The sequence below is a fragment of the Rathayibacter sp. AY1E3 genome, assembly GCF_002932235.1.
Lineage (GTDB): Bacteria > Actinomycetota > Actinomycetes > Actinomycetales > Microbacteriaceae > Rathayibacter.
In genome coordinates, this window is the sequence record NZ_PSVN01000029.1 from 1 (window position 1) to 23,569 (window position 23,569).

The following is a 23,569-nucleotide window of genomic DNA, read 5'->3' on the forward strand; positions in this document are numbered from 1 at the left end:
AGGAACACGCCGGTCTTGGGGCGGTCGGCGGTCAGGCGCTCGATCTCGCTCGACTTCTGCACCGTCTCGAGGTAGCTGCGGAACGCGTCATCGCAGGACTTTCTCGAGTGGCCGGCGGGGGCCGGAAGAGGGGGTACTCGATGCTCGCACGGCGGACGCACGAGTGCGACCGGAACGGGGGCCCTCCGTCTGGGGGACGCGCGGGAGCTGAGGTCCTCCGCGGGTCAGAGCGCCGGGAGAGGCCGCCTGAGAGCGTCCAGCCGCTTCCGCCAGGCGTCCAGGCGGCCCGGCTCCGCGGCGAGCGCCGGTCCGTCCGCCCAGGCGGTCGCCAGCCGCAGACCGTGCAGGGCGTTGGCCGTCCAGACCTCACGGCCCTCGAGCGACCCCGGCTCGGCCGGGGCCTCGATCACGTCCACGCCGAGCGCGCCGGCGAGCACCGAGACGGTGCGAGCCGTCACGCTGCGCACGCGGGTGCTCGTCGCCGGAGGGACGACCAGCGCGTCGCCCAGCCACCACAGGATCGCGCTGCTCGCTCCGTCGATGACGGCGCCCTCGGCGTCGAGCAGCACGGCCTCGTCCGCTCCCGCGGCGTGCGCGCGCGTCCGCAGGAGGGCGAGACGTGCGATGTCCGGCCCCTTCCAGGACGGCGTCCGGCGCGGATCCACGGGGCTCGTCCACAGCACCACGGAGCGGGTCGTCGGCGGGGCGGATCGCAGCCGGAGCCGCAGGGCGCCTCCCGAGAGCTCGACGCGGGGGAAGGAGCGGCCCTCGCGGGGCAGGGCGGCGATCGCGGCGTGGAGGAACGGCTCGACGTCCGGGTGCCCGCCCGCCGAAGCGACGGAGGCGGCGAACCGCTCGCGGTGCAGGTCGAGCCCGCGGACGCGTCCCTCGTCCACCAGCCAGGAGTCGGCCGCGTCCAGGGAGGTGCCGAACGGCTCGGGAACGCTCGTCAGGGCCCGCCCGTCCCACTCCCGAACCTGCTCGCCGTCCACGACCGCCTACGCTAGCCCAGTGGTCTCGGAGGATCGGCACGTCCGCTCGGTCGAGCTGCCCTGGGTCGATCCGGAGCTCGCGCACCACGCCCTGTTCGCCACGGCCGAGGCGTCGTTCTGGCTCGACTCGGGCCTCGGAGCGACGAGCGGCCGCTCCTACCTCGGCGCGTGCGCCCGCGGGGACGTGCTCCTCGTCGAGGCCGGCGGCGACGTGGCGGCGGCGCTCGCCGCGGTCGACGACGAGGCCCCCGCGGGCGACCGCGCGCTCGGCCGCTACGGCTGGATCTCCTACGAGGCGGGAGCCGCCTCCGTCTCCCTGCCCTCGGCGCCGACCGGCCCCGCGGATCCGCCGGCCCTCGCCCTGCTCCGGGGCGACCCCGTGCTCGAGTTCGACCACGGCACCCGGACCGTCCGCCTGGTCGCCACGGGCGACGTGCAGGAGCTCACCGCGCGCCTGCTCGAGCTCGTCGGCGCGCCCGCACCCGCGGACCCCGCGGATCCCGAGCCCGCCGGCGACCCGGTCCGCCGCCACTCCGCCGCCGAGTACACGGCGCTGATCGGCCGCTGCCAGGAGGCCATCCGCGCGGGGGATGCCTACCAGCTCTGCCTCACCGACGAGATCGTCGTCGAGGGCCGGTTCGATCCGGTCGAGGCGTACCGTCGCCTCCGCCGCTCCAGCCCGAGCCATCACGGCGGGCTGATCCGCCTCGGCCCGCTCGCGCTCGTCAGCGCCTCGCCCGAGCGGTTCCTCACCGGCGGGGCCGATGGACGCGTCGCCACGCATCCCATCAAGGGCACGCGCCCCCGGGGCCGGGACGCCGACGAGGACCGCGCGCTCCGGGACGAGCTCGTGTCGAGCGTGAAGGAGCGGGCCGAGAACGTGATGATCGTGGACCTCGTCCGCAACGACCTCGCCCGGATCGCCGCCCCCGGCTCCGTCGTCGTCGACCGCCTGCTCGAGGTGGAGAGCTACCCGCACGTCCACCAGCTGGTCAGCGAGGTCTCGGCCCGCCGCGCGCCGGGCGTCGGGATCGCCGAGCTGATCGCGGCCCTCTTCCCGGCCGGCTCGATGGCGGGAGCGCCCAAGCGCCGGGCCGTGGAGCTGCTGCGGGAGTGGGAGGGCGGTCCCCGCGGCGTCTACTCCGGCGCCTTCGGCCGCCTGGGCTCGGACGGCTCGCTGGACCTCGCGATGACCATCCGCACCCTCGTGCTCGACGGCGAGCGCGCCCGCCTGGGAACCGGCGGCGGCATCACCGCGCTCTCGGTGCCGGAGGAGGAGGTCGAGGAGACGCGGCTGAAGGCGCGGGCGCTCCTCGCGGTGCTGGGCGCCGCCGAGGACTGAGCGGGCGCCGCGTTCGTCTGCCGTGCGCGCGGGGCCAGTAGGGTTGATGGTCGAACGCAGCCGCCCAAGCGCGCGCGTTCTCCCCCTCCTTCAGAAGTGAGAAGCACCTGTGGCAGAAGACACCTCCCGGCAGACCGGCGCGAGCGACGAGGAGCGCTACGACTTCCGAGCGCTCCAGGAGAAGTGGCTCCCGATCTGGGAGGAGACGCGCCCGTTCGCGACGGACGACCCCGACGACAAGCGCCCCCGCAAGTACGTGCTCGACATGTTCCCGTACCCCTCGGGCGACCTGCACATGGGCCACGCCGAGGCGTACGCGCTCGGTGACGTGATCGCGCGCTACTGGCGCCAGCAGGGCTTCAACGTCCTCCACCCGATCGGCTGGGACAGCTTCGGCCTGCCCGCCGAGAACGCCGCCATCAAGCGCGGGCTGAACCCGGTCACCTGGACCTACGACAACATCGAGCAGCAGAAGCGCTCGATGAAGCGCTACGCCGCGTCCTTCGACTGGGACCGCGTGCTGCACACCTCCGACCCCGAGTACTACAAGTGGAACCAGTGGCTGTTCCTCAAGATGTACGAGAAGGGCCTCGCCTACCGCAAGGACAGCTGGGTCAACTGGGACCCGGTGGACCAGACGGTCCTGGCGAACGAGCAGGTCCTCGCGGACGGCACCTCCGAGCGCTCCGGCGCGGTCGTGGTCAAGAAGAAGCTCACGCAGTGGTACTTCAAGATCACCGACTACGCCGACCGGCTGCTCGACGACCTGAACCAGCTCGAGGGCTCCTGGCCGTCGAAGGTCATCGCCATGCAGCGCAACTGGATCGGCCGCTCCATCGGTGCCGACGTCGAGTTCGAGATCGAGGGCCGCGACGAGCGCGTCACCGTCTTCACCACGCGCCCCGACACGCTCTACGGGGCGACCTTCATGGTCGTCGCGCCCGACTCCGACCTCGCCTCCGAGCTGGTCGAGGGCTCCGAGCCCGCGATCCGCGACGCGTTCCGCAGCTACCTCGAGACGGTGCAGAAGTCGAGCGAGATCGAGCGCCTGACCGCCGACCGCCCCAAGACCGGCGTGTTCCTCGGCCGCTACGCGGTGAACCCCGTGAACGGCGAGCGGCTGCCGATCTGGGCCGCCGACTACGTCCTCTCGGACTACGGCCACGGAGCCGTCATGGCCGTCCCCGCGCACGACCAGCGCGACCTCGACTTCGCCCGCGCCTTCGACCTGCCCGTGCGCGTGGTCGTCGACACGAACGCGTCCGTCACCGGGGCGATCCCGGTCATCCCGGAGGACCCGGAGGAGCTGGCCGCGCTCGAGAAGGAGTACTCGCTCGACCCCGCCACGACCGGCGAGGCGCTGACCGGCGACGGCCGCCTGATCAACTCCGGGCCGCTCGACGGGCTCTCCAAGCGCACCGCCATCGAGCGCGTCATCAGGATGCTCGAGGAGCGCGGCCGCGGCCGCTCGGCCAAGAACTACCGCCTGCGCGACTGGCTGATCTCCCGTCAGCGCTACTGGGGCACCCCCATCCCGATCATCCACGGAGCCGACGGCGAGCTCGTGCCGGTTCCCGAGGACCAGCTGCCCGTCGTCCTGCCCTCCACCGACGGCCTCGACCTGCAGCCGAAGGGCTCGTCGCCGCTCGGAGCGGCGGAGGACTGGGTGAACGTGCCGCACCCGGTGGACGGCTCGCCCGCGCGCCGCGACCCGGACACGATGGACACCTTCGTCGACTCCTCGTGGTACTTCCTCCGCTTCCTCTCGCCGAAGGACGACACGCAGGCCTTCGATCCGAAGCTCGCCGAGAAGTGGGCGCCCGTCGACCAGTACGTCGGAGGCGTGACGCACGCGATCCTGCACCTGCTGTACGCGCGCTTCATCACCAAGGTGCTGTTCGACCTGGGCTACGTGTCGTTCACGGAGCCGTTCACCGCGCTGCTGAACCAGGGCATGGTGCAGATGGACGGCGCGGCGATGTCGAAGTCGAAGGGCAACATCGTCCGCCTCTCGGACCAGCTGGACGAGTTCGGCGTCGACGCCGTGCGCCTGACGATGGCGTTCGCCGGCCCGCCCGAGGACGACATCGACTGGGCCGACGTCTCGCCCGGCGGCAGCGCGAAGTTCCTCGCCCGCGCCTGGCGCCTGGCGAAGGACGTCACCTCGAGGCCCGACGTCGAGTGGAAGTCGGGCGACGCGGCTCTGCGCCGCCAGACCCACCGCTTCCTCGCGGAGTCCCCGTCGCTGATCGAGGCGTTCAAGTTCAACGTCGTGGTCGCGCGGCTGATGGAGCTCGTCAACGCGACCCGCAAGGTCGTCGACTCGGGCGCCGGGGCCGGGGACCCCGCGGTCCGCGAGGCGGTCGAGGTGGTCGCGATGGCTCTCAACCTGTTCGCGCCGTACACGGCCGAGGACATGTGGCACCGTCTGGGCTACGAGGGCACCGTCGCGCACGCGCTGTGGCGCAAGGCCGACCCGTCGCTGCTGGTCGAGGAGAAGGTCACGGCGATCCTGCAGGTCGACGGCAAGGTCCGCGACCGGCTCGAGGTCTCGCCGAAGATCTCCTCCGACGAGCTCGAGGAGAAGGCGCGGGCCACTGCCGGCGTCGCGCGGGCTCTCGTCGGCCGCGAGGTCGTGAAGGCGATCGTGCGGGCGCCGCGCCTGGTGAACCTGGTGACGAAGGCGGTCTAGCCGCCGATCCGTCCCGACGGGGCTCCTCCTCTCGCGGGAGGGGCCCCGTCGTGCGTCCTGCGCCGGTGCTGCCCTTTCCTCCACAGGGAGGCGATCCGGCGGGCTCTCCCCGGATCGGCGTCGGCGGCCGCTCCGGGCGGGGACGTGGGTCCTACCGTCGGCGGATGCCAGAGACCAGCGGGACGGACGACGAGCAGCTGACGGCGCTGCTGCGGCCTCGGCGCGCCCGCCCGCGCTGGCGCGTGGGAGTGGGAGCGGCGGTCGTGCTCGTCATCGGCGCCGCGGTGGTCGCGGTGCTGCTCGCGGGAGCACGGTCGAGCGGTCATGAGCGGGTCCTGGAGCCCGCCGTGTCGACGAGCGTGCCCGCTGCTGCGGTGGTCGAGTCGCTGTACGTGCACGTGGCCGGGGAGGTCGCCTCTCCGGGGCTGTATGTCCTGTCGTCGGAGGCGCGGGTGGCGGACGCGGTCGCCGCCGCCGGAGGGTTCCAGGAGTCGGCGGAGCGCGCGGCGGTCAACCTGGCCCGGAGGCTCGTCGACGGCGAGCAGATCGTCGTGCCGGCCGTGGGAGCGGCGCCGGCCGCGGCGGGAGCGGCTCCGGGCGGATCCGCTCCGGGAGGGGCCGCCGCCGCCGGATCCGTGCTGAGCCTGAGCACGGCGACGGCGGCCCAGCTGGAGGAGCTGCCCGAGATCGGCCCGGCGACCGCGAAGAAGATCGTCGCCCACCGGGAGGCGAACGGCCCGTTCTCCTCCGTCGACCAGCTGCTCGAGGTCCCCGGGATCGGCGAGAAGACGCTCGCCGCGTTCCGCGACCAGGTCGCGCCGTGAGGAGCGTGCGGGCGGCGGACCTGCGGCTCCTGCCGGCAGCGGTGGCCGCCTGGACCACCGCGTGGGCGGCCGGGATGCTGCCGGTCGCGGCAGTGCTCGACGGGGGCCTCTCGTGGTGCGCCGCGGGCTGGGTGCTGCTCGGGGCGGCGTGCGTCCTGCTCCGGCGCGGCCTCGGCGGGCGGCTGGTCGGAGCGGTGCTCGTCGGGGGCGCGGGTGCCGCCCTCGCCCTCACCTCCGTCGTCGCCGCGGCGCCCGGTGACCACCCGGCGTCGCTGCGGGAGGCACAGGAGGATCGCGCCCTCACCCCGGTCACCGTGCGCGTCGACACGGGTGCCCGACCGCTCGCGACCGGGGGAGTGTGGTTCGACGCGACGGCGCTGCGGGTGGGAGACGCGTCGACCGCGGCCCCCGTCCGCGTGCTGCTCGCCGATCCCGGCGGTCGGCTGCCGGTGGGCGCCGAGCTCGACCTGGAGGCGCGTGCTGCGGCGCAGGAGGCGCCCGTCGGCGAGGCGACGATGCTGAGGGCGGCGTCCGTTCAGGACCGGCGCGGTCCCGGGGGAGCGGCGGCCGTCGCGGAGGTGCTGCGCTCGCGCTTCCTCGAACGCGCGGCGCTGGTCGGCGGCGACGTGGCGGGGCTGCTGCCGGGCCTCGCGACCGGCGACACGTCCGCGCTCGACGCGGGGCTCGAGGAGGCGATGCGCACCGCGTCGCTCACCCACCTGACCGCCGTCTCGGGCGCCAACTGCGCCGTGGTGGTGGTCGCCGGCTGGACGATCGCGGCGCTCCTCGGCGCCGGGCGCCGCCTCCGGACCGTCGCCGCCCTCGCCCTGCTCGCCGGCTTCGTGGTGCTGGTGACCCCCGAGCCGAGCGTGGTGCGGGCCGCCGTGATGGCGACGGTGGTCCTCCTCGCGCGGCTCGGGCGTCGCTCCGGAGCGGCCGTGCCCGCCCTGCTCGCGACCGTCGTCGTGCTCGTGGCCGCCGACCCCTCGATCGCGGGGAGGCTCGGCTTCGTGCTGTCCGTCCTCGCCACCGCCGGACTCCTGCTGCTCGCCGAGCCGATCGCGGGCGCTCTCGGTCGAGTGCTGCCCCGGCCTCTCGCCCTGCTGCTCGCGGTGCCGACCGCGGCGCAGCTCGCCTGCCAGCCCGTGCTGCTGCTCGTGGACCCGTCGGTGCCGGTGTACGGAGTGCTCGCCAACCTGCTCGCCGAGCCCGCGGCACCCGCCGCGACCGGGCTCGGGCTCATCGGCTGCCTGCTCGCCCCCTGGTGGCCCGGAGCCGCCGACGCTGCGATCCGGCTCGCCGCCGTCCCCGCCTGGTGGATCGCCTCGATCGCCCGCGCCGTCGACTCGTGGCCCGCCCCGAGGATCGCCTGGTGGCCCGGAGTAGGAGGAGCGCTCACGCTCACCGTGCTGACCCTGCTCGCCCTCGTGCTGGTCACGCAGTCGCCGCGGCTCGCGCGGGTGCGCCGGGTCGCCGCCGTCGGGCTGGCGTGCGCGATCGCCGCCGCCGGCGGCACCACCGTCGCCACGCCGCTCCTTCGCGCCGCCTCGGTTCCCGAGGACTGGCGTGTCGCGATGTGCGACGTCGGGCAGGGCGACGCGGTCCTCCTCCGCGGAGACGCGGGCGTGCTGCTCGTCGACACGGGGCCCGAGCCCGCACCGCTCGAGGCCTGCCTCCGCCTGATGGGAGTGGACCGGATCCCGCTGCTGGTGCTCACTCACTACGACCTCGACCACGTCGGCGGGCTCCAGGCCGTCCTCGGACGGACCGACGCCGCGCTCGTCGGGCCCGCCGCGGGCCGCGACGACGAGCGCGACCGGGCGGCGCTCACCGGCGCGGGGGTCGCCGTGCAGGAGGCGGTCCGCGGCGACAGCGGCGCGCTCGGCTCGCTGCGCTGGCGGGTCGAGTGGCCGGAGCGGCGGAGCGCGCTGCGGGGGAACGAGGCGAGCGTGACCCTCCGGGTCGACATCGGCCCGGACGCCCGCGGCGGCCCGCTCTCCGTCGCGCTCCTGGGCGACCTCGGCGAGCAGGAGCAGGGACGCGTCTCCCGGCTGCCGGTCGGCCGGGTCGACGTCGTCAAGGTCGCGCATCACGGCTCCGCCGACCAGTCGCCCGCCCTCTACGACGCGCTCGGCGCGAGCGTCGGGCTGATCTCCGTCGGGGCGGAGAACGACTACGGACATCCGAATCCGTCGCTCCTCGCTCTGCTGGCCGAGCACGGGGTCGAGGCGCTGAGGTCGGATGTCGAGGGTACGGTCGTGCTCGCGTCCCGCAGCGACGGGATCGCGGTCTGGGTGAGCGGCGCGACGGCTCCCGCGGCGGCCTCGGGGCGCCGTGAGCGGGCCGTAGGGTGGAGGGCGCTCGGACGGGCGCGGCACGGAAGGACACGGCATGGCAGGCAGGGCCCCGGCGCGCGCGAAGGCAGCGCCCTCGAAGGCGGCGATCCCGCAGCTCGCCTGGAACCAGACCCGGCCGGCGCCGATCGTGCTGATCACCGGCCCGGAGCAGTTCCTCGCCGACCGCGCGCTGCGCTTCCTCCGCGAGTTCCTCCGGGCCGAGGACCCGAGCCTCGAGGTCAGCGACATCGACGCCGGCGGCTACGCGCCGGGGGAGCTGCTGACGCTCGCGAGCCCGTCCCTCTTCGACGAGCCCCGCCTCATCCGCGTCTCGAACGTCGAGAAGTGCACGGACGCGTTCCTCCTCGAGACCCTCGACTACCTCTCGGCGCCCGCGGACGGGGCGACCCTGGTGCTCCGCCACGGCGGCGGCAACCGGGGCAAGAAGCTCCTCGACGCCATCCGCTCGGGCACGGGCGGCGGCATCGAGATCGTCTGCGCCGAGCTCAAGCGCGAGAGCGACAAGGTCGACTTCGCGATCGCCGAGTTCCGCACCGCCGGCCGCACGGCGACCACCGGTGCCGTCCGAGCCCTGGTGTCTGCCTTCTCCGACGACCTCGACGAGCTCGCGTCGGCGTGCCAGCAGCTGCTGTCCGACGTCACCGGCGAGATCACCGAGGCGACCGTCGCGAAGTACTACGGCGGCCGCGTCGAGACCACGGCCTTCACCGTCGCCGACTCGGCGATCGCGGGCCGTCACGGCGAGGCGCTGCTCGGGCTCCGCCACGCCCTCGCCTCCGGTGCCGACCCGGTACCGATCGTCGCCGCGTTCGCGAGCAAGCTGCGGACCATGGCGAAGGTCGCCGGCTCGCGCGAGGGCTCGGGCCAGGTCGCCTCGCGTCTGGGCCTCGCTCCGTGGCAGGTGGACCGGGCCCGGCGCGACCTGCAGGGCTGGACCGGCGAGGGCCTCGGCACCGCGATCCTGACGGTCGCCGACGCCGACGCGAACGTGAAGGGCGCCACCCGCGACCCCGTCTACGCCCTCGAGCGCATGGTCTCCGTCGTCTCCGCCCGGGGCCTCTGACCCGCCCGAAAGGCCCTGCTCCCGCGATCAGCACCGACCTCGTCCCCGGCGGGTCTCGACCCGCCGCTCCGCGGCTACTCGACCAGCAGCGAAGGGTTCACCTCCGCTCGCAGGCTCGCACCGCGGCCGACGAAGAGTCGGACAACGACCTCGCAGGGTCACCGGCGATCCGCGTGTCAGTGGATCGTCGTACCCGGAACGGAACCCGCTCCTCCCACCGCAACCATGCGCGGAAGCCGACTGCGCGACGGGCGACGAGGCACGAGGAGCCCGTCGAGATCGGTGCGGGTCACCGCCGATCCGCGTGTCAGCGGATCGTCGTACCCGGAACGGAACCCGCTCCTCCCACCGCGACCACTATGAGACCCGACCGCGTCACGTCCGATGGACGACGAAGCGTCGCACGATGACCTCGCAGGGTCACCGGCGATCCGCGTGCGAGCGGATCGTCGTACCCGGAACGCTCCCCGCTCCTCCCTCCGCGACCACCCCTGGGAGCCGACCGCGCGACGGGCGACGAGGAACGAGGAGCCCGTCGAGAACGGTACGGGTCACCGGCGATCCGCGTGCGAGCGGATCGTCGTACCCGGAACGAAACCCGCTCCTCCCACCGCGACCACCCCTGTAAGCCGACCGCGCGACGGGCGACGAGGCACGAGGAGCCCGTCGACCGCGAAGCTGCAACGACGAAGGGCCCGGCCAATGGCCGGACCCTTCGTCGTTGCAGCTTCGCGCAGTACTACAGCGCGGCGACCTGCTTCGCGATGGCCGACTTGCGGTTCGCGGCCTGGTTCTTGTGGATGACGCCCTTGCTGGCGGCCTTGTCGAGCTTCTTGGCGGCGAAGGCGAGGGCGGTGCCGGCCTTCTCGGTGTCGCCGGCGGCGATGGCGGTGTGGACCGAGCGGATGGCGGTCTTCAGCTCGCTCTTGACGGCCTTGTTGCGCTCGTTCGCCTTCTTGTTGGTGAGGTTGCGCTTGATCTGCGACTTGATGTTTGCCACGTGGATTACCTTCTTCTCGGATGTGCGTGTGTGCAGCCGGCTACTCGACGGAGTGCCCCTTCCGCGGGCGTCTGAACGCCCTGCGGTGCGACTGGAGGTCGCCGGCTTCTGATCACTCCACGCCTGCCGGGTGTCCGGAGGGGGAGCGCAAGCCAACAAGGAACTTTAGCGCACCCGTCGTCACCCTTCAACCGCGCCGCGCCCGCGGGTGCGGCGCCGTCCGGGTCGGGGCCGCCGGGGCGACACGCCGGGGGAGGCGGACCGCCGTGGCGTCTCGCGGTCCGGGCCCGCCGGTAACGTGACGCCGGTGCCCCGTCTCGCCGATCACCTCTCCGCGGTGCCGCCCTCGGGCATCCGCCACCTGTTCGAGATCGCGCTGCGGCTCGACGGAGTCACCCTCCTCGCGGTGGGCGAGCCCGACGTGCCGACCGCGCCGCACATCATCGAGGCGGCACGGGCGGCGTGGGCGGCCGATGACACCCGCTACGGGCCCAACGGCGGAGTCCCCGAGCTCCGGCGCGCCATCGTCGAGAAGCTGGCACGAGACAACGGCATCGAGGCGGACGTCGAGCAGGTCTGGGTGACCGTCGGCGCCACGCAGGCGCTGCACCAGGCGATGACGCTCCTGCTCGGGCCCGGCGACGAGGTGCTCATCCCCGACCCGGGCTACACCGTCTTCACGACCAACGCGCGGACCATCGGCGCCGTCCCCGTGCCGTACACGCTGCGCGCTGAGAACGCCTTCCTCCCCGATCCCGAGGAGGTCGAGCGCCTGATCACCGACCGGACCCGCGTCCTGATCGTCAACAGCCCGTCCAATCCGCTCGGCGTGGTGTTCCCGAGGGAGGTCCTCGAGCGCCTGCTCGACATCGCCCGGCGCCACGACCTGTGGGTGCTCAGCGACGAGGTCTACGAGTACTTCACCTACGGGCGCCCGCACGTGAGCCTCGCGTCGATCGCGCAGGAGCGCGGGGACGACGCCGACCGCGTCCTCAGCGTCTTCTCCTTCTCGAAGACCTACGCGATGACCGGCGTCCGCGTCGGCTACCTCGTGACGCCTCCCGGCTTCACGTCGATCATGGTCACGGTGCAGGAGGCGGCGATCAGCTGCGTCGCCACTCCGGACCAGCGCGCCGCCCTCGCCGCTCTGACCGGGCCGCAGGACGCGGTGGCGTCCGCCTCCGACCACTACCTCGCCAACCTGCGGCTCGCGACGGGCGTGCTCGACGAGCGGGGGATCGCCTACCGCGAGCCCGAGGGCGCGTTCTACCTGTGGATCGACATGGCGCACGCGACCGGCGGGGACGTCGCCTCGTGGGTCGAGTCCTTCCTCCTCGAGACCCTCGTCGCCGTCGCGCCCGGCAGCGCCTTCGGCCGCACCGGCGAGGGCTGGATCCGCGTCTGCCTCGCCGCGGATCCCGCCGCGCTCGAGCACGGGCTGCGCGCTCTCCCGGCCCCGGTGCGCGGATGAGCGCCGCCGAGGTGCTGGTCCGGCGCGTCCGGGCCCAGGAGTACGACGAGGTCTCGCGCCTGCGGCTCGCCGCCTACGCCCACGACTACGAGCTGGGGGAGGAGTACGCCGCCGACGTCGCCGCGGTCGCCCGGCACGACGTCGAGGGCGAGGTCTGGGTCGCCGTCGAGGGCGACGGGCGGATCCTCGCCACGGTCACCACCGCGCGCCCGGGCGCGAACCTCTACGAGCTCGGCCGCCCCGGCGAGCTGGACTGGCGGCTGCTCGCCGTCGCCCCGGAGGCACGCGGGCGGGGTCTCGGGCGGCTGCTCACGGAGTTCGTCGTGATGCTCGCCGCTGAGCGGGGCCTCCAGCGGGTCGTGATGAACAGCGGCACGCTGATGACCACCGCGCACGCCCTCTACGAGAGCATGGGCTTCGTCCGCCTCGGCGAGCGGGAGAACCCGCCCGGCGTCGAGCCCACCCGCACCTACGGACTCGATCTGTAGCCGCCGGTCCCGGCCTCCGCCGCCGGGCATGGGACACTGGTCCCACGATGTCTCCACGTGCACACTCCGGGCTCGAGCCCGCCGCGACCGATCCGGCGTCCATCCGCAACTTCTGCATCATCGCCCACATCGACCACGGCAAGTCCACCCTCGCCGACCGGATGCTCGGCATCACGGGTGTCGTCGAGGACCGGGCGATGCGCGCGCAGTACCTCGACCGCATGGACATCGAGCGCGAGCGCGGCATCACGATCAAGTCGCAGGCCGTGCGGATGCCGTGGGAGCGCGACGGGCGCACGTTCGCCCTGAACATGATCGACACTCCGGGTCACGTCGACTTCTCCTACGAGGTCAGCCGCTCGCTGGCGGCCTGCGAGGGCGCGATCCTCCTGGTCGACGCGGCGCAGGGCATCGAGGCGCAGACGCTCGCGAACCTCTACCTCGCGCTCGAGAACGACCTCACGATCATCCCTGTCCTGAACAAGATCGACCTGCCGGCCGCGGATCCCGAGAAGTACGCGAAGGAGCTCGCGAGCCTCATCGGCGGCGACCCGGACGACGTCCTCCGCGTCTCCGGCAAGACCGGCATGGGCGTCGAGGCGCTGCTCGACCGCGTCACCGAGCTCATCCCGCCGCCCGTCGGCGACCCCTCCGCCCCTGCGCGCGCCATGATCTTCGACTCCGTGTACGACGCCTACCGCGGGGTCGTCACCTACGTCCGGATGATCGACGGCAAGCTCTCGCCGCGCGAGAAGATCCAGATGATGTCGACCCGCGCCACGCACGAGATCCTCGAGATCGGCGTGTCGAGCCCCGAGCCGGTCGCGACGCAGGGTCTCGCGGTCGGCGAGGTGGGCTACCTGATCACCGGTGTGAAGGACGTGCGCCAGTCGAAGGTCGGCGACACCGTCACCACGGCGTCGAAGCCCGCGACGCAGGCGCTGCCCGGCTACACCGAGCCGCTCCCGATGGTCTTCTCGGGCCTGTACCCGATCGACGGCAGCGACTACCCGGACCTGCGCGAGGCCCTCGACAAGCTCAAGCTCTCGGACGCGGCGCTCGTCTACGAGCCCGAGACGTCGGTGGCGCTCGGCTTCGGCTTCCGCTGCGGGTTCCTCGGCCTCCTGCACCTCGAGATCATCACCGAGCGCCTGCAGCGCGAGTTCGGTCTCGACCTCATCACCACGGCGCCCTCGGTCATCTACGAGGTCTCGACGGAGGACAAGAAGACCGTCACCGTCACGAACCCGAGCGAGTTCCCCGTCGGCAAGATCGCCGCCGTCACGGAGCCGATCGTCAAGGCCGCGATCCTCGCGCCGAAGGACTACGTCGGCACGATCATGGAGCTCTGCCAGAGCCGCCGCGGGACCCTGATCGGCATGGAGTACCTGGGCGAGGACCGGGTCGAGATCCGCTACCACATGCCCCTCGGCGAGATCGTCTTCGACTTCTTCGACAACCTCAAGTCCAAGACCGCCGGCTACGCCTCGCTCGACTACGAGCCCGCCGGCTCGCAGGAGGCCGACCTCGTGAAGGTCGACATCCTGCTGCAGGGCGAGCAGGTCGACGCGTTCAGCGCGATCGTGCACCGGGAGAAGGCCTACGCCTACGGCGTGCTGATGACGGGGCGCCTGCGCAAGCTGATCCCGCGTCAGCAGTTCGAGGTGCCGATCCAGGCCGCCATCGGCGCCCGGATCATCGCCCGCGAGTCGATCAGCGCGATGCGCAAGGACGTCCTGGCCAAGTGCTACGGCGGCGACATCACCCGCAAGCGCAAGCTCCTCGAGAAGCAGAAGGAGGGCAAGAAGCGGATGAAGATGGTCGGCCGCGTCGAGGTCCCCCAGGAGGCGTTCATCGCCGCGCTCTCGGGCGACGTCGAGACCAAGGACAAGAAGTAGGACTCCTCCAGCGGAGGCGCACCCCCCGAGAGGGGACCTGCGGTGAGGGGCCATTGCGGCGCCGATCACTTCCCAGGTAGCTTTCGAGCGCTGGACGCGGCTGCGGATCGAGGACGATCCGCTCGGGGGCTGGAGCGTCGACGGTCGGCCCTCTCATCACGATCAAGGGGGAAGCCCGTGGACTCTGCACGCACGAGGAAGCACTGGATCAGATCGGGGGCGGCGCTGCTGGGCGTCGCAGCGGTGACGGCGGGATCGCTCGTCGCCGCCGCACCCGCATCAGCCGCGAGCCGTGAGGTGCAGGCGTCGCCCGCGCCCTTCGTCTGGGAGGACATCGACCAGTTCGGCGTCGCGAAGGGCCTATCCGTCTCCTCCGACGCGGAGACCATCACCGTCGAGCTCCCGGCCGCGAGCGCGTCCGCCGGGTTCACGGAGTGGTCGCACCCGGGGTACGAGACCGTGGACTGGCGCCTCAGCACCAGCGATGCCGACTTCGTGTCGGGCTCCTCGGCTGTAGACGCCGCCGCCAACACCATCGAGATCCCGCTCGAGCGCACGGTGGGCTCGTTCGAGCAGCCCGCGGTGAGGCTCGACCTCACCGCGGAGGCGCCGCAGGCGGACGACGCCTACGTCCCCCCGGCGCTCGAGTCCACGACGGGCTTCGACCTCAGCGTCACCGCCGGCCTGACCGTCGCTCCGGCGAGCGGCGAGGACGCGGCCGTGGTCGACCTGTCCGCGACCACTCCGAGCTCGACCCGCCACGACGGCGTCTTCTGGGCCGGCGGCGGCAGCCTGACCGACGCGGGCGCCGGCGACGTCGTCGTCGTCGAGACGGGCGTGCCCGGCTTCTTCGGCACCTCCGTCCGGGCCACCGTCGGAACGGACGGCACCCCGGCGCTCACCGCCTCCGCTAAGGTCCTAGACGACGGCTCGTCGGTCGCGGTGAAGCCGAACCAGGACTTCTACGACCGGTACCAGAACTTCGGCGACACTTCGCTCACGGGCGCTCCCTCCATCCGCGTCACGGGAGCCGGCCGCGGTGTCGAGCAGCCGGCGGGCTCCGCCTTCGTCGTCCGGGTGCCCCTCAGGGTCGTCGCGTCGACGACTCCGCCGACCACCGGGCCGACCCCTGGTAACGGTCCGACGGTGACCCGCCTCGCGGGCACCGACCGCCAGGGCACCGCGGTCGAGATCTCGAAGGCGACCTTCGACACCCCCGGCGTCCCCGTCGTCTACATCGCCACCGGCGCGAACTTCCCCGACGCGCTCAGCGCCGGTCCCGCCGCCGCGAAGCAGGGCGGCCCGCTCCTCCTGGTCGACCGCGACTCTGTGAGCCAGGTCGTGCGCGACGAGCTCACCCGTCTCAAGCCCCAGCGGATCGTCGTCGTCGGCTCCGACCTCAGCGTCAGCGACGCCCTCGCGACCGACCTCGGCCAGTACGCGAACGGGAGGGTCTTCCGCCTCGGAGGCACCGACCGCTACGACACGTCGCGGAAGATCATCGAGAGCGCCTTCGAAGGCACCTCGCCGAAGGGGGCCTGGATCGCGACCGGCGAGAAGTTCCCCGACGCGCTCAGCGCCACCGCCGCTGCGGGCAAGAACTCGGCCCCCGTCGTCCTCGTGAACGGCGGCCTCCCGGCGGCCGACCCGACCACTGTCGGGATCCTGAGGGGGCTCCGGCCTCCGGTGCTCACCATCGCGGGATCCGAGCTATCGGTCAGCGCCGGCATCCAGAACTCCCTCACGGTGCCGGCCGGACCGCTCGTCACCCGCTTCGGCGGGGTCGACCGCTACGACACCTCGGAGCAGCTCAACCGGGCGGCCTTCCCCCGCGGGTCGAAGACCGTGTTCCTGGCCACCGGAGAGAACTTCCCCGACGCCCTGGCCGGAGCCGCGGCCGCCGGGCGCACGGGGAGCCCCCTCTTCGCCGTGCCCCCGACCTGCGTGCCGGTCAAGGTGCTGCAGGACATCAAGGCCGGCGGAGCGACGAGCGTCGTCCTCCTCGGCGGCACCGGCACCCTGTCGGACGCCGTCGCGAAGCTGACTCCCTGCAGCTGACCCGACCCGCACCACGACGAGGGCCCTCCTCCCGCTCCGGCGGGGGAGGGCCCTCGGTCGTTCCCGGCTCGGGGCGCCGACGGTCGGATACGCTGGGTCGGATGGACAGCACCACCCGGCGCGCGGACTCGACGCGCGCCGCGCTCGAGGAGTCCGGGAAGAAGGTCGGGACGTGAGCATCCGCCGCTCCAACTTCGAGGGCCAGCCGCAGGTCACCTACGCGGCCGTCGGCGGCACTCTGGCACCCGACCTGCTCGAGTACCCGCCGGACGGCTTCACGGCCGAGCGCTTCGAGGCCCGTCTCGGCTCGGGCGACGAGCGCTTCGCCATCACCACCGCCTCCCTGATGACCTGGGGCGTGCAGCGCGGCAGCGGCATCGAGGTGACCGATATCACCAGCGGCAGCGGCGTGCAGTACACCGGCGTCAACTTCGACGCCGCGGGCACCCCGATCGACCTCGTCAGCCGGCCGACGGAGGAGCACTTCGCTCCCGACGGCACCCCCTACATCACCGCCGGCGTGACCGCCGTGCTCCGCGTGACCCTGCTCGGCCGCGTCTTCGACGCCCCGGTCCGCGTGGTCTACGTCGTCGACGAGCCCGACCAGGTCGGCTTCGCCTACGGCACCCTCGAGGGCCACCCCGAGAGCGGCGAGGAGTCCTTCGTCGTCGAGAAGCGCGCGGACGACTCCGTCTGGCTCGTCATCCGGGTCTTCTCGCGTCCCTCCACCCGCCTCTACCGCCTGGGCGCGCCGGTGCTGCGCGCCGTGCAGAAGCGCCAGGTCGCCAAGTACCTGCGCGCGCTGCTGCCGGCGCGCGTCAGCTGACGTGGGGAGCGCCCTCCCGATCGCCGATCCTGCTCCGCTCGACGGCGGACTGCCCGCATCCGTCGTCGACGGCGTGGAGCAGCGCGACCTCGGCCTCTACGTGCACGTGCCGTTCTGCCGGGTCCGCTGCGGGTACTGCGACTTCAACACCTACACGGCGACCGAGCTCCGCGGGGCGAAGCAGCAGGACTACGCCGACGAGGCGATCACCGAGATGGCTCTCGGTGCCGAGGTGCTCGAGCGCGCGGGCCTGCCCCGGCGCCCCGCCCGCACGGTCTTCTTCGGCGGCGGGACGCCCACCCTCCTGCCCGCCGGCGACCTGGTGCGGATGCTGGACGGCCTCCGCACCCACTTCGGGGTCGCGCCCGACGCCGAGATCACCACCGAGGCGAACCCGGACTCCGTCGACGCCGCCTACCTCCGCGCGCTGGCCGAGGCGGGCTTCACCCGCGTCAGCTTCGGGATGCAGTCGGCCGTGCCGCACGTCCTCGCCACGCTCGAGCGCACCCACGACCCGGAGCGGGTCCCGCTCGTGGTCGAGTGGGCGCGGGAGGCAGGCCTGCAGGTCAGCCTCGACCTCATCTACGGCACGCCGGGGGAGTCCCTCGCGGACTGGGAGCGGTCGCTCGACTCCGCGCTCGCCAACCGGCCGGACCACCTCTCGGCCTACGCCCTGATCGTGGAGGACGGCACGAAGCTCGCCCGTCAGATCCGCCGCGGCGAGGTCGCGACCCCGGACGACGACCTCACGGCCGACATGTACGAACTCGCCGACGCGCGCCTGGCCGCTGCCGGGTACTCCTGGTACGAGGTCAGCAACTGGGCGCGCGACGCAGCCCACCGCTCCCGGCACAACCTCTCGTACTGGCTCGGCCACGACTGGTGGGGCGTCGGTCCCGGCGCGCACAGCCACGTCGGAGGCGTGCGCTGGTGGAACGTGAAGCACCCGGCGGCCTACGCCGACCGGCTGAGCACCGGGGTCTCGCCCGCTGCCGGGCGGGAGACGCTCGACGCGGGCACGCGGCGTGTGGAGGACGTGCTGCTGCGCTCGCGCCTGGCGGACGGGCTGCCCATCGACGCGATCGACGCCGATCGGCGCAGCGAGGTGGCGGGGCTCATCGCCGACGGCCTCGTCGACGGCCGGGCGGCGCTCGGCGGCCTGATCGTGCTGACCCTGCGCGGCCGTCTGCTGGCCGACGCGGTCGTGCGCCGCCTCACCGACGGCTGAGGCCGGATCCCGGGGCGGGCGACGCACGGCCGCCCCGGTGCCGCGGCTACTTGAAGAACGGGATGCTGAGCGGGTACGTGTAGTACTCGCCCGCGCTGGCGCGCACCGAGGCGATGATCGCGAAGACGATCACCAGGATCGGCACGACCAGGAACACGATGAAGCCGACGAGGACGAAGGACAGGATCGTCCCGGCGACGTAGGCGATCAGCGTCGTCAGGTGGAAGTTGAGGGCCGTCTTGGCGTGCGCCTCGAGGAACGGTCCGCGCCCCTTGAAGACCAGGAAGACGATCAGCGAGGGCAGGAAGCTGAAGAAGATGCCGGTCACGTGCGTGACGATCGCCCAGGTCTTCTCGTCCGCCGGGTTCAGCGGCGGAGCCGGGGTCCCGTAGACGGGGGGCGGGGGAGGGGTGGCCGACATGATGGTCTCCGTTCCGGCGGCGGCGACGGGCGTCCCCCGTGCGCTCGGCGTCCATCGTGGCATGCGGCGACTCCCTCCGCACCGGGCCGCGCGGGACCTCCTCCTCGGGGATGACGGGGCTCCTCCCCGCGGCCCTGCAGGAGTGCACCCCGGCCGATCCCCGCGCAACCCCGCCGGGCGGTCCGCCTCCCGGTTATGATTGGCACTCAGAGTTGCGGAGTGCCAGGCTCCGCGCGGCGTCAGCGCCGCAGACGGTCGTGCCCGCGGGCACTCGGAGTCCGGCGGGAGGTCGGTCGTATGGTCACGGAGCGCGGTCTCCAGGTCCTGCGCGTGATCGTGCAGGACTACGTGGCGAACCGGGAGCCGGTGGGCTCCAAGTCGATCGTCGAGCGCCACGCGTTCGGCGTCTCGGCCGCCACCATCCGCAACGAGATGGCCCAGCTGGAGGAGGAGGAGCTGATCGCGGCTCCGCACACCTCGTCCGGCCGCGTGCCGACCGACAAGGGCTACCGCCTCTTCGTCGACCAGCTCGCCGACCTGCGCCCGCTGACCTCCGCGCAGCGCCAGGCGATCGAGACGTTCCTCGGGCAGAGCCCGGACCTCGACGAGGTGCTGGTCAAGACCGTCCGCCTGCTCTCGCAGCTCACCAACAGCGTCGCGCTCGTGCAGTACCCGTCGTTCGGAGCCGCGCGGCTGCGCCACGTGGAGCTCGTCGCCCTCGCTCCCCGCCGCCTCCTGTCGGTGCTGATCACCGACACCGGCAGGGTCGACCAGCGCGTGCTCGAGACCCCGGAGGACGTGGACGACGCGCTCCTCGGCGAGATCCGCGCGAAGCTCAACACGGCCGTGCTGGGCCTCGGGCTCCAGCAGGCGGCCGAGACGCTCGGCTCCGTCGCGGAGCGCTTCAGCCCCGAGCGGCGCCACGTGCTGACGCCGATCGTGCAGACCCTGCTCGAGCAGGTCGGCGCCAACCGGCAGGACCGCCTGGTCATGGCCGGCGCCGCGAACCTCGTCCGCACCGAGGAGGACTTCTCGGGCAGCATCTATCCCGTGCTCGAGGCGATAGAGGAGCAGGTGGAGCTGCTGCGCCTCTTCGCCGAGATGACGCCGGACCCCCGGGGCATCTCGGTGCGCATCGGCCGCGAGAACGCGCCGTTCGGGCTGCAGGAGACCTCGGTGCTCACGAGCGGGTACAACACCGCGGGCGGCCAGGTCTCGCGCCTGGGCGTGCTCGGCCCGATCCGGATGGACTACTCCGGCAACATCACCGCGGTGCGCGCCGTCGCCCGCTACCTCTCCCGCCTCCTCGGCGAGGAGTAGGCCCGACCTCCCGGCCCCCGCCGGATCCCCCGGTGCGCCGTGCCCGGCCCACCGACCCACGAACGAAGGACGAAGCCACCTGTGGCCGATCACTACGAAGTGCTGGGCGTCGACCGCGACGCCTCCGCCGACGAGATCAAGAAGGCGTACCGCCGACTCGCCCGCGAGCTGCACCCCGACGTCAACCCGAGCGCGGACGCCTCCGAGCGCTTCAAGCTCGTCACGCACGCCTACGACGTCCTGAGCGACGCCCAGCAGCGGGCGCAGTACGACCGCGGGCCCCAGGAGGGCTTCGGCGGCGGCGCCCAGGGCTTCGGCGGGTTCGGCGACATCTTCGAGACCTTCTTCGGGCAGGGCGCGCAGGGCTCGTCCCGCGGGCCGCGCTCCCGCCGCGAGCGCGGCCAGGACGCCCTGCTGCGCGTGGAGGTCTCGCTCGACGAGGTCATCTTCGGCACCCACCGCGACCTCGAGGTCGACACGGCGGTGCTCTGCGAGACGTGCCAGGGCTCGTGCTGCCAGCCCGGCACCTCGCCGGTGACCTGCGACATCTGCCACGGCTCCGGCCAGATCCAGCGCACGGTCCGCTCGCTCCTGGGCAATGTGATGACGGCCAGCCCCTGCGGCACCTGCCGCGGCTACGGCACCGTCATCGCGACCCCCTGCTCCACCTGCCAGGGCCAGGGACGCGTCCGCGCCCGCCGCACCATCCCCGTCGACGTCCCCGCGGGAGTCGACACGGGCCTCCGCCTGCAGATGCCCGGCAGCGGCGAGGTCGGCCCGGCCGGCGGCCCCAACGGCGACCTGTACCTAGAGATCAAGGTCAAGCACCACGACGTCTTCAGCCGCAACGGCGACGACCTTCTCTGCACCCTCGAGGTGCAGATGACGGACGCGATCCTCGGCTCCACGGCGTCGCTCAAGGCGCTCGACGGGGACATCGAGATCGAGATCAAGCCGGGCACGCAGAGCACCGAGATCGTCACGATCAAGGGACGCGGAGTCACGCGCCTGCGCGGCAGCGGACGCGGCGACCTCCGCATCGGCATCCAGGTCGTCACCCCGACGAAGCTGGGCCACCGCGAGCGGGAGCTGGTCCAGGAGCTGGCGAAGCACTACAAGCCGCAGAAGCCCGCGCTGACCCACTTCCAGCAGGGCCTGTTCTCCAAGCTCCGCGACCGCTTCCTGGGCTGAGCCCCGTGGCGCACCACTACATCGACGAGTCGCTGGACTCCGAGGGCTTCGTCGTCGGGGGCCGGCTCGCGCTCACCGGCGCGGAGGCACGGCACGCCGCGACCGTCAGCCGGATCCGCGCGGGCGAGAGCGTCCGGGTCGGGGACGGGCGCGGACTCGTCGCGACCGCGGTCGTCGAGAGCGCGGAGCCGACGCGAGTGGTGCTCGTCGTGGAGTCGGTGCAGGAGTCCCCGGTGCCGTCCCCGCGCCTGGTCCTCGTGCAGGCCCTCGCGAAGGGCGACCGCGACGAGCTCGCCGTGCAGGCGGCGACCGAGCTCGGGGTGGACGAGGTCGTCCCGTGGCAGGCCGCGCGGTCGATCTCGCGGTGGTCGGGCCCGAAGGAGGAGAAGGGGCGCGAGCGCTGGCGGGCCATCGTGCGCGAGGCGAGCAAGCAGTCGCTGCGCCCCCGGGTGCCCGAGGTCGCGCCGCTCGAGCAGGTGCGCGGTCTCGTCGCGCGCGCCGCGACGTCCCGGGTGCTGGTCCTCGAGCCCTCGGCGCAGGCGCGGCTCTCCCAGGTGGTCCCGGACGGACGCGACCTGGTGCTCGTCGTCGGGCCCGAGGGCGGCATCGCTCCGGAGGAGCTGCGGCTGCTCGCGGAGGCGGGCGCCGAGGCCGTCGCGCTCGGCGACTCCGTCCTGCGCACCTCGACCGCAGGTCCCGCTGCCATCGCCGTCCTCTCGGCCCGCCTGGGCCGCTGGTGACGCTCCTCCACAGCCGATTCGGGGCTCCGGAGCAGGGTGCCGTGGGCGAACGCGGCGCCCGTCGCGCACGGGCCCCGTTTAAGATGGGTGCATGAGCGAACCCACCGTCTTCACGCGCATCGTCCAGGGCGAGATCCCGGCCGATGTGGTGTTCGAGAGCGAGCGCATCCTCGCGATCACCGACATCGAGCCGAAGGCGCCCGTCCACCTCCTCGTCTTCCCGAAGACCCAGGAGCACGCCACGGTCGCCGCCCTCGCCGCCGCCGATCCCGCCCTGCTCGCCGAGATGGTGCAGGTCGCCCAGTCGCTCGCCGACGCCCACAGCAACGGTCAGTTCCGCCTCGTCTTCAACTCCGGCGAAGAGGCGGGCCAGACCGTGTTCCACGTGCACGCCCACGTCCTGGGCGGCCACCAGACGGAAGGCTCCCTTGCCACCGGTTGAGAACACGGGCGCGAGCCCCGACGAGCGTCCCGCCCCCGGCGCGGACGCGTCCGAGACGACGCGGCGCGTCGTCGCCGTCGACGGAGTCGCGATGGTGCGCCTCCTCGGACCCCAGGACCGCCTCATCCGAGCGGTCGAAGGACGATTCCCCGATGTCCGGGTGCACGTGCGCGGCAACGAGGTGACGCTCGACGGCGAGCGCGAGCCCGTCGCCGCGGCGACGCGCCTGGTGGAAGAACTGGTGCGCATGACCGCGAGCGGGCACGATCTCGACCCGGAGGGCGTGCGCGAGTCCGCCCGCATCCTGCAGAACGGCGGGCCGGTGAGCCCGGCCGAGGCGTTCGGCCAGGCCATCCTCACGGCGCGCGGACGGAGCGTGAGGCCCAAGACGCTCGGGCAGCGCGAGTACGTCGACGCGGTCGATCAGAACACCATCGTCTTCGGCATCGGCCCGGCCGGAACCGGCAAGACCTACCTGGCGATGGCGAAGGCCGTGCAGTCGCTGCAGCGCAAGGAGGTCGAGCGGATCATCCTGACCCGCCCGGCGGTCGAGGCGGGGGAGCGGCTGGGCTACCTGCCCGGCTCGCTCACCGACAAGATCGACCCGTACCTGCGCCCGCTCTACGACGCGCTGAACGAGATGATGGACCCCGAGATCGTCCCGAAGCTGCTCGCGGCCGGCACGATCGAGGTCGCTCCGCTCGCCTACATGCGCGGGCGCACGCTCAACAACTCGTTCGTCGTGCTCGACGAGGCGCAGAACACGACGCCCGAGCAGATGAAGATGTTCCTCACCCGCCTCGGCTTCGGCTCCAAGATGGTCGTCACCGGCGACATCACCCAGGTCGACCTGCCGACCGGCGCGAGCGGACTCCGCCTCGTGACGCGCGTGCTCGACGGCATCGACGACATCCACTTCTCGCGCCTGACCAGCGAGGACGTGGTGCGCCACAGCCTGGTCGGCCGCATCGTGGACGCGTACACCGAGTACGACCAGCAGAAGCAGGCGCAGCACTTCGAGCGCGAGCAGGCCCGGGAGTTCGCGAACCGCGCCGAGCGCCGCGGCCAGGCCGCCCGCCCGCCCGGCGACCGCCAGCCTCCGCGCGGCTGAGCCCGCCCGCGGTCATGCGCACCAGTTCTTCCACCAGGCGCGTCGCCGCGGCGACGGGCTCGCGCTCGCCGTCGAGCGTCACCTCGTTGCCGCGCACGTGCACCC

Annotated in this window: 18 protein-coding genes and 1 pseudogene; 16 read left to right on the forward strand and 3 right to left on the reverse strand. The window is 72.9% G+C overall.

Annotation, left to right across the window (positions count from 1 at the left end; translation table 11 throughout):
* Positions 1–224: 224 nt before the first annotated feature.
* The gene (locus C5C53_RS15745; protein WP_258075445.1) at positions 225–992 is read right to left on the reverse strand and encodes an aminotransferase class IV; all 768 of its coding nucleotides are present in this window, start codon (positions 990–992) and stop codon (positions 225–227) included.
* 19 nt (positions 993–1,011) lie between these two features.
* On the opposite strand from C5C53_RS15745, the gene pabB reads away from it, so the two are divergent.
* The 5 genes and pseudogenes from pabB (at position 1,012) to holA (ending at position 9,270) form a co-directional block, all read left to right on the forward strand.
* Positions 1,012–2,334: an aminodeoxychorismate synthase component I gene (pabB, locus tag C5C53_RS15750; RefSeq protein ID WP_104267975.1), complete on the forward strand. Its 1,323-nt coding sequence runs from the start codon at positions 1,012–1,014 to the stop codon at positions 2,332–2,334.
* Positions 2,335–2,443: 109 nt separating this feature from the next.
* The gene (gene leuS, locus C5C53_RS15755; RefSeq protein ID WP_104225642.1) at positions 2,444–5,026 is read left to right on the forward strand and encodes a leucine--tRNA ligase; all 2,583 of its coding nucleotides are present in this window, start codon (positions 2,444–2,446) and stop codon (positions 5,024–5,026) included.
* Positions 5,027–5,190: 164 nt separating this feature from the next.
* The gene (locus tag C5C53_RS15760) at positions 5,191–5,850 is read left to right on the forward strand and encodes a ComEA family DNA-binding protein (protein WP_104267976.1); all 660 of its coding nucleotides are present in this window, start codon (positions 5,191–5,193) and stop codon (positions 5,848–5,850) included.
* Positions 5,851–6,545: 695 nt separating this feature from the next.
* A pseudogene (locus C5C53_RS17630) lies at positions 6,546–7,673 on the forward strand (ComEC/Rec2 family competence protein); the annotation flags it as partial.
* Positions 7,674–8,241: 568 nt separating this feature from the next.
* Positions 8,242–9,270, forward strand: a complete 1,029-nt coding sequence (gene holA, locus C5C53_RS15775; RefSeq protein ID WP_104225645.1) for a DNA polymerase III subunit delta — start codon at positions 8,242–8,244, stop codon at positions 9,268–9,270.
* Between the two features lie 739 nt (positions 9,271–10,009).
* Here the strand turns inward: holA and rpsT are convergent.
* Positions 10,010–10,270, reverse strand: coding sequence for a 30S ribosomal protein S20 (gene rpsT, locus C5C53_RS15780; protein ID WP_097165711.1), 261 nt, complete (start codon positions 10,268–10,270; stop codon positions 10,010–10,012).
* A 307-nt stretch (positions 10,271–10,577) separates the two neighbouring features.
* Between rpsT and C5C53_RS15785 the strand changes: the two genes are divergently transcribed.
* The 6 genes from C5C53_RS15785 (at position 10,578) to hemW (ending at position 18,239) form a co-directional block, all read left to right on the forward strand.
* Complete coding sequence (locus tag C5C53_RS15785; protein ID WP_104267977.1) at positions 10,578–11,741, forward strand: pyridoxal phosphate-dependent aminotransferase; 1,164 nt, start codon at positions 10,578–10,580, stop codon at positions 11,739–11,741.
* Positions 11,738–12,229, forward strand: a complete 492-nt coding sequence (locus C5C53_RS15790; RefSeq protein WP_104223126.1) for a GNAT family N-acetyltransferase — start codon at positions 11,738–11,740, stop codon at positions 12,227–12,229. The genes C5C53_RS15785 and C5C53_RS15790 overlap by 4 nt, the downstream gene beginning before the upstream one ends.
* A gap of 47 nt (positions 12,230–12,276) precedes the next feature.
* Positions 12,277–14,127: a translation elongation factor 4 gene (gene lepA / locus C5C53_RS15795; protein WP_104223127.1), complete on the forward strand. Its 1,851-nt coding sequence runs from the start codon at positions 12,277–12,279 to the stop codon at positions 14,125–14,127.
* A 177-nt stretch (positions 14,128–14,304) separates the two neighbouring features.
* Positions 14,305–16,185 (forward strand): cell wall-binding repeat-containing protein, encoded by a 1,881-nt coding sequence (locus C5C53_RS15800; protein ID WP_146084689.1) that lies wholly within the window; start codon positions 14,305–14,307, stop codon positions 16,183–16,185.
* 172 nt (positions 16,186–16,357) lie between these two features.
* A complete protein-coding gene (locus tag C5C53_RS15805; protein WP_244229440.1) occupies positions 16,358–17,011 on the forward strand; it encodes a DUF1990 family protein in 654 nt (217 codons plus the stop codon).
* Position 17,012: 1 nt separating this feature from the next.
* Entirely contained in the window at positions 17,013–18,239 is a 1,227-nt protein-coding gene (gene hemW / locus C5C53_RS15810; protein ID WP_104267979.1) for a radical SAM family heme chaperone HemW, read from the forward strand.
* 46 nt (positions 18,240–18,285) lie between these two features.
* On the opposite strand, the gene C5C53_RS15815 is transcribed toward hemW, so the two are convergent.
* Positions 18,286–18,660, reverse strand: a complete 375-nt coding sequence (locus C5C53_RS15815) for a DUF4870 domain-containing protein (RefSeq protein ID WP_104223130.1) — start codon at positions 18,658–18,660, stop codon at positions 18,286–18,288.
* Between the two features lie 297 nt (positions 18,661–18,957).
* Here C5C53_RS15815 and hrcA point away from each other — a divergent pair, with 297 nt between their 5' ends.
* The 5 genes from hrcA to C5C53_RS15840 all read left to right on the forward strand — a co-directional run bounded on the left by hrcA (position 18,958) and on the right by C5C53_RS15840 (position 23,464).
* A complete protein-coding gene (gene hrcA, locus C5C53_RS15820; protein ID WP_104223131.1) occupies positions 18,958–19,980 on the forward strand; it encodes a heat-inducible transcriptional repressor HrcA in 1,023 nt (340 codons plus the stop codon).
* A gap of 81 nt (positions 19,981–20,061) precedes the next feature.
* Positions 20,062–21,171 carry a molecular chaperone DnaJ gene (gene dnaJ, locus C5C53_RS15825; RefSeq protein WP_104251191.1) on the forward strand — a complete coding sequence of 370 codons (1,110 nt, stop codon included), beginning with the start codon at positions 20,062–20,064 and terminating at the stop codon, positions 21,169–21,171.
* A gap of 5 nt (positions 21,172–21,176) precedes the next feature.
* Entirely contained in the window at positions 21,177–21,911 is a 735-nt protein-coding gene (locus tag C5C53_RS15830; RefSeq protein WP_104267980.1) for a 16S rRNA (uracil(1498)-N(3))-methyltransferase, read from the forward strand.
* Positions 21,912–22,002: 91 nt separating this feature from the next.
* Positions 22,003–22,353 carry an HIT domain-containing protein gene (locus C5C53_RS15835; protein ID WP_104267981.1) on the forward strand — a complete coding sequence of 117 codons (351 nt, stop codon included), beginning with the start codon at positions 22,003–22,005 and terminating at the stop codon, positions 22,351–22,353.
* A gap of 91 nt (positions 22,354–22,444) precedes the next feature.
* Positions 22,445–23,464 (forward strand): PhoH family protein, encoded by a 1,020-nt coding sequence (locus C5C53_RS15840; protein ID WP_104225204.1) that lies wholly within the window; start codon positions 22,445–22,447, stop codon positions 23,462–23,464.
* The last annotated feature ends 105 nt before the right edge of the window (positions 23,465–23,569 follow it).

Excerpts from the sequence above, each read along its gene's own strand:
- C5C53_RS15760 (WP_104267976.1), top strand. The coding sequence starts at position 5,191 with ATGCCAGAGACCAGCGGGACGGACGACGAGCAGCTGACGGCGCTGCTG.
- holA (WP_104225645.1), top strand. The coding sequence starts at position 8,242 with ATGGCAGGCAGGGCCCCGGCGCGCGCGAAGGCAGCGCCCTCGAAGGCG.
- C5C53_RS15790 (WP_104223126.1), top strand. The coding sequence starts at position 11,738 with ATGAGCGCCGCCGAGGTGCTGGTCCGGCGCGTCCGGGCCCAGGAGTAC.
- lepA (WP_104223127.1), top strand. The coding sequence starts at position 12,277 with ATGTCTCCACGTGCACACTCCGGGCTCGAGCCCGCCGCGACCGATCCG.
- C5C53_RS15815 (WP_104223130.1), bottom strand. The coding sequence starts at position 18,660 with ATGTCGGCCACCCCTCCCCCGCCCCCCGTCTACGGGACCCCGGCTCCG.
- hrcA (WP_104223131.1), top strand. The coding sequence starts at position 18,958 with ATGGTCACGGAGCGCGGTCTCCAGGTCCTGCGCGTGATCGTGCAGGAC.
- C5C53_RS15835 (WP_104267981.1), top strand. The coding sequence starts at position 22,003 with ATGAGCGAACCCACCGTCTTCACGCGCATCGTCCAGGGCGAGATCCCG.
- C5C53_RS15840 (WP_104225204.1), top strand. The coding sequence starts at position 22,445 with ATGGTGCGCCTCCTCGGACCCCAGGACCGCCTCATCCGAGCGGTCGAA.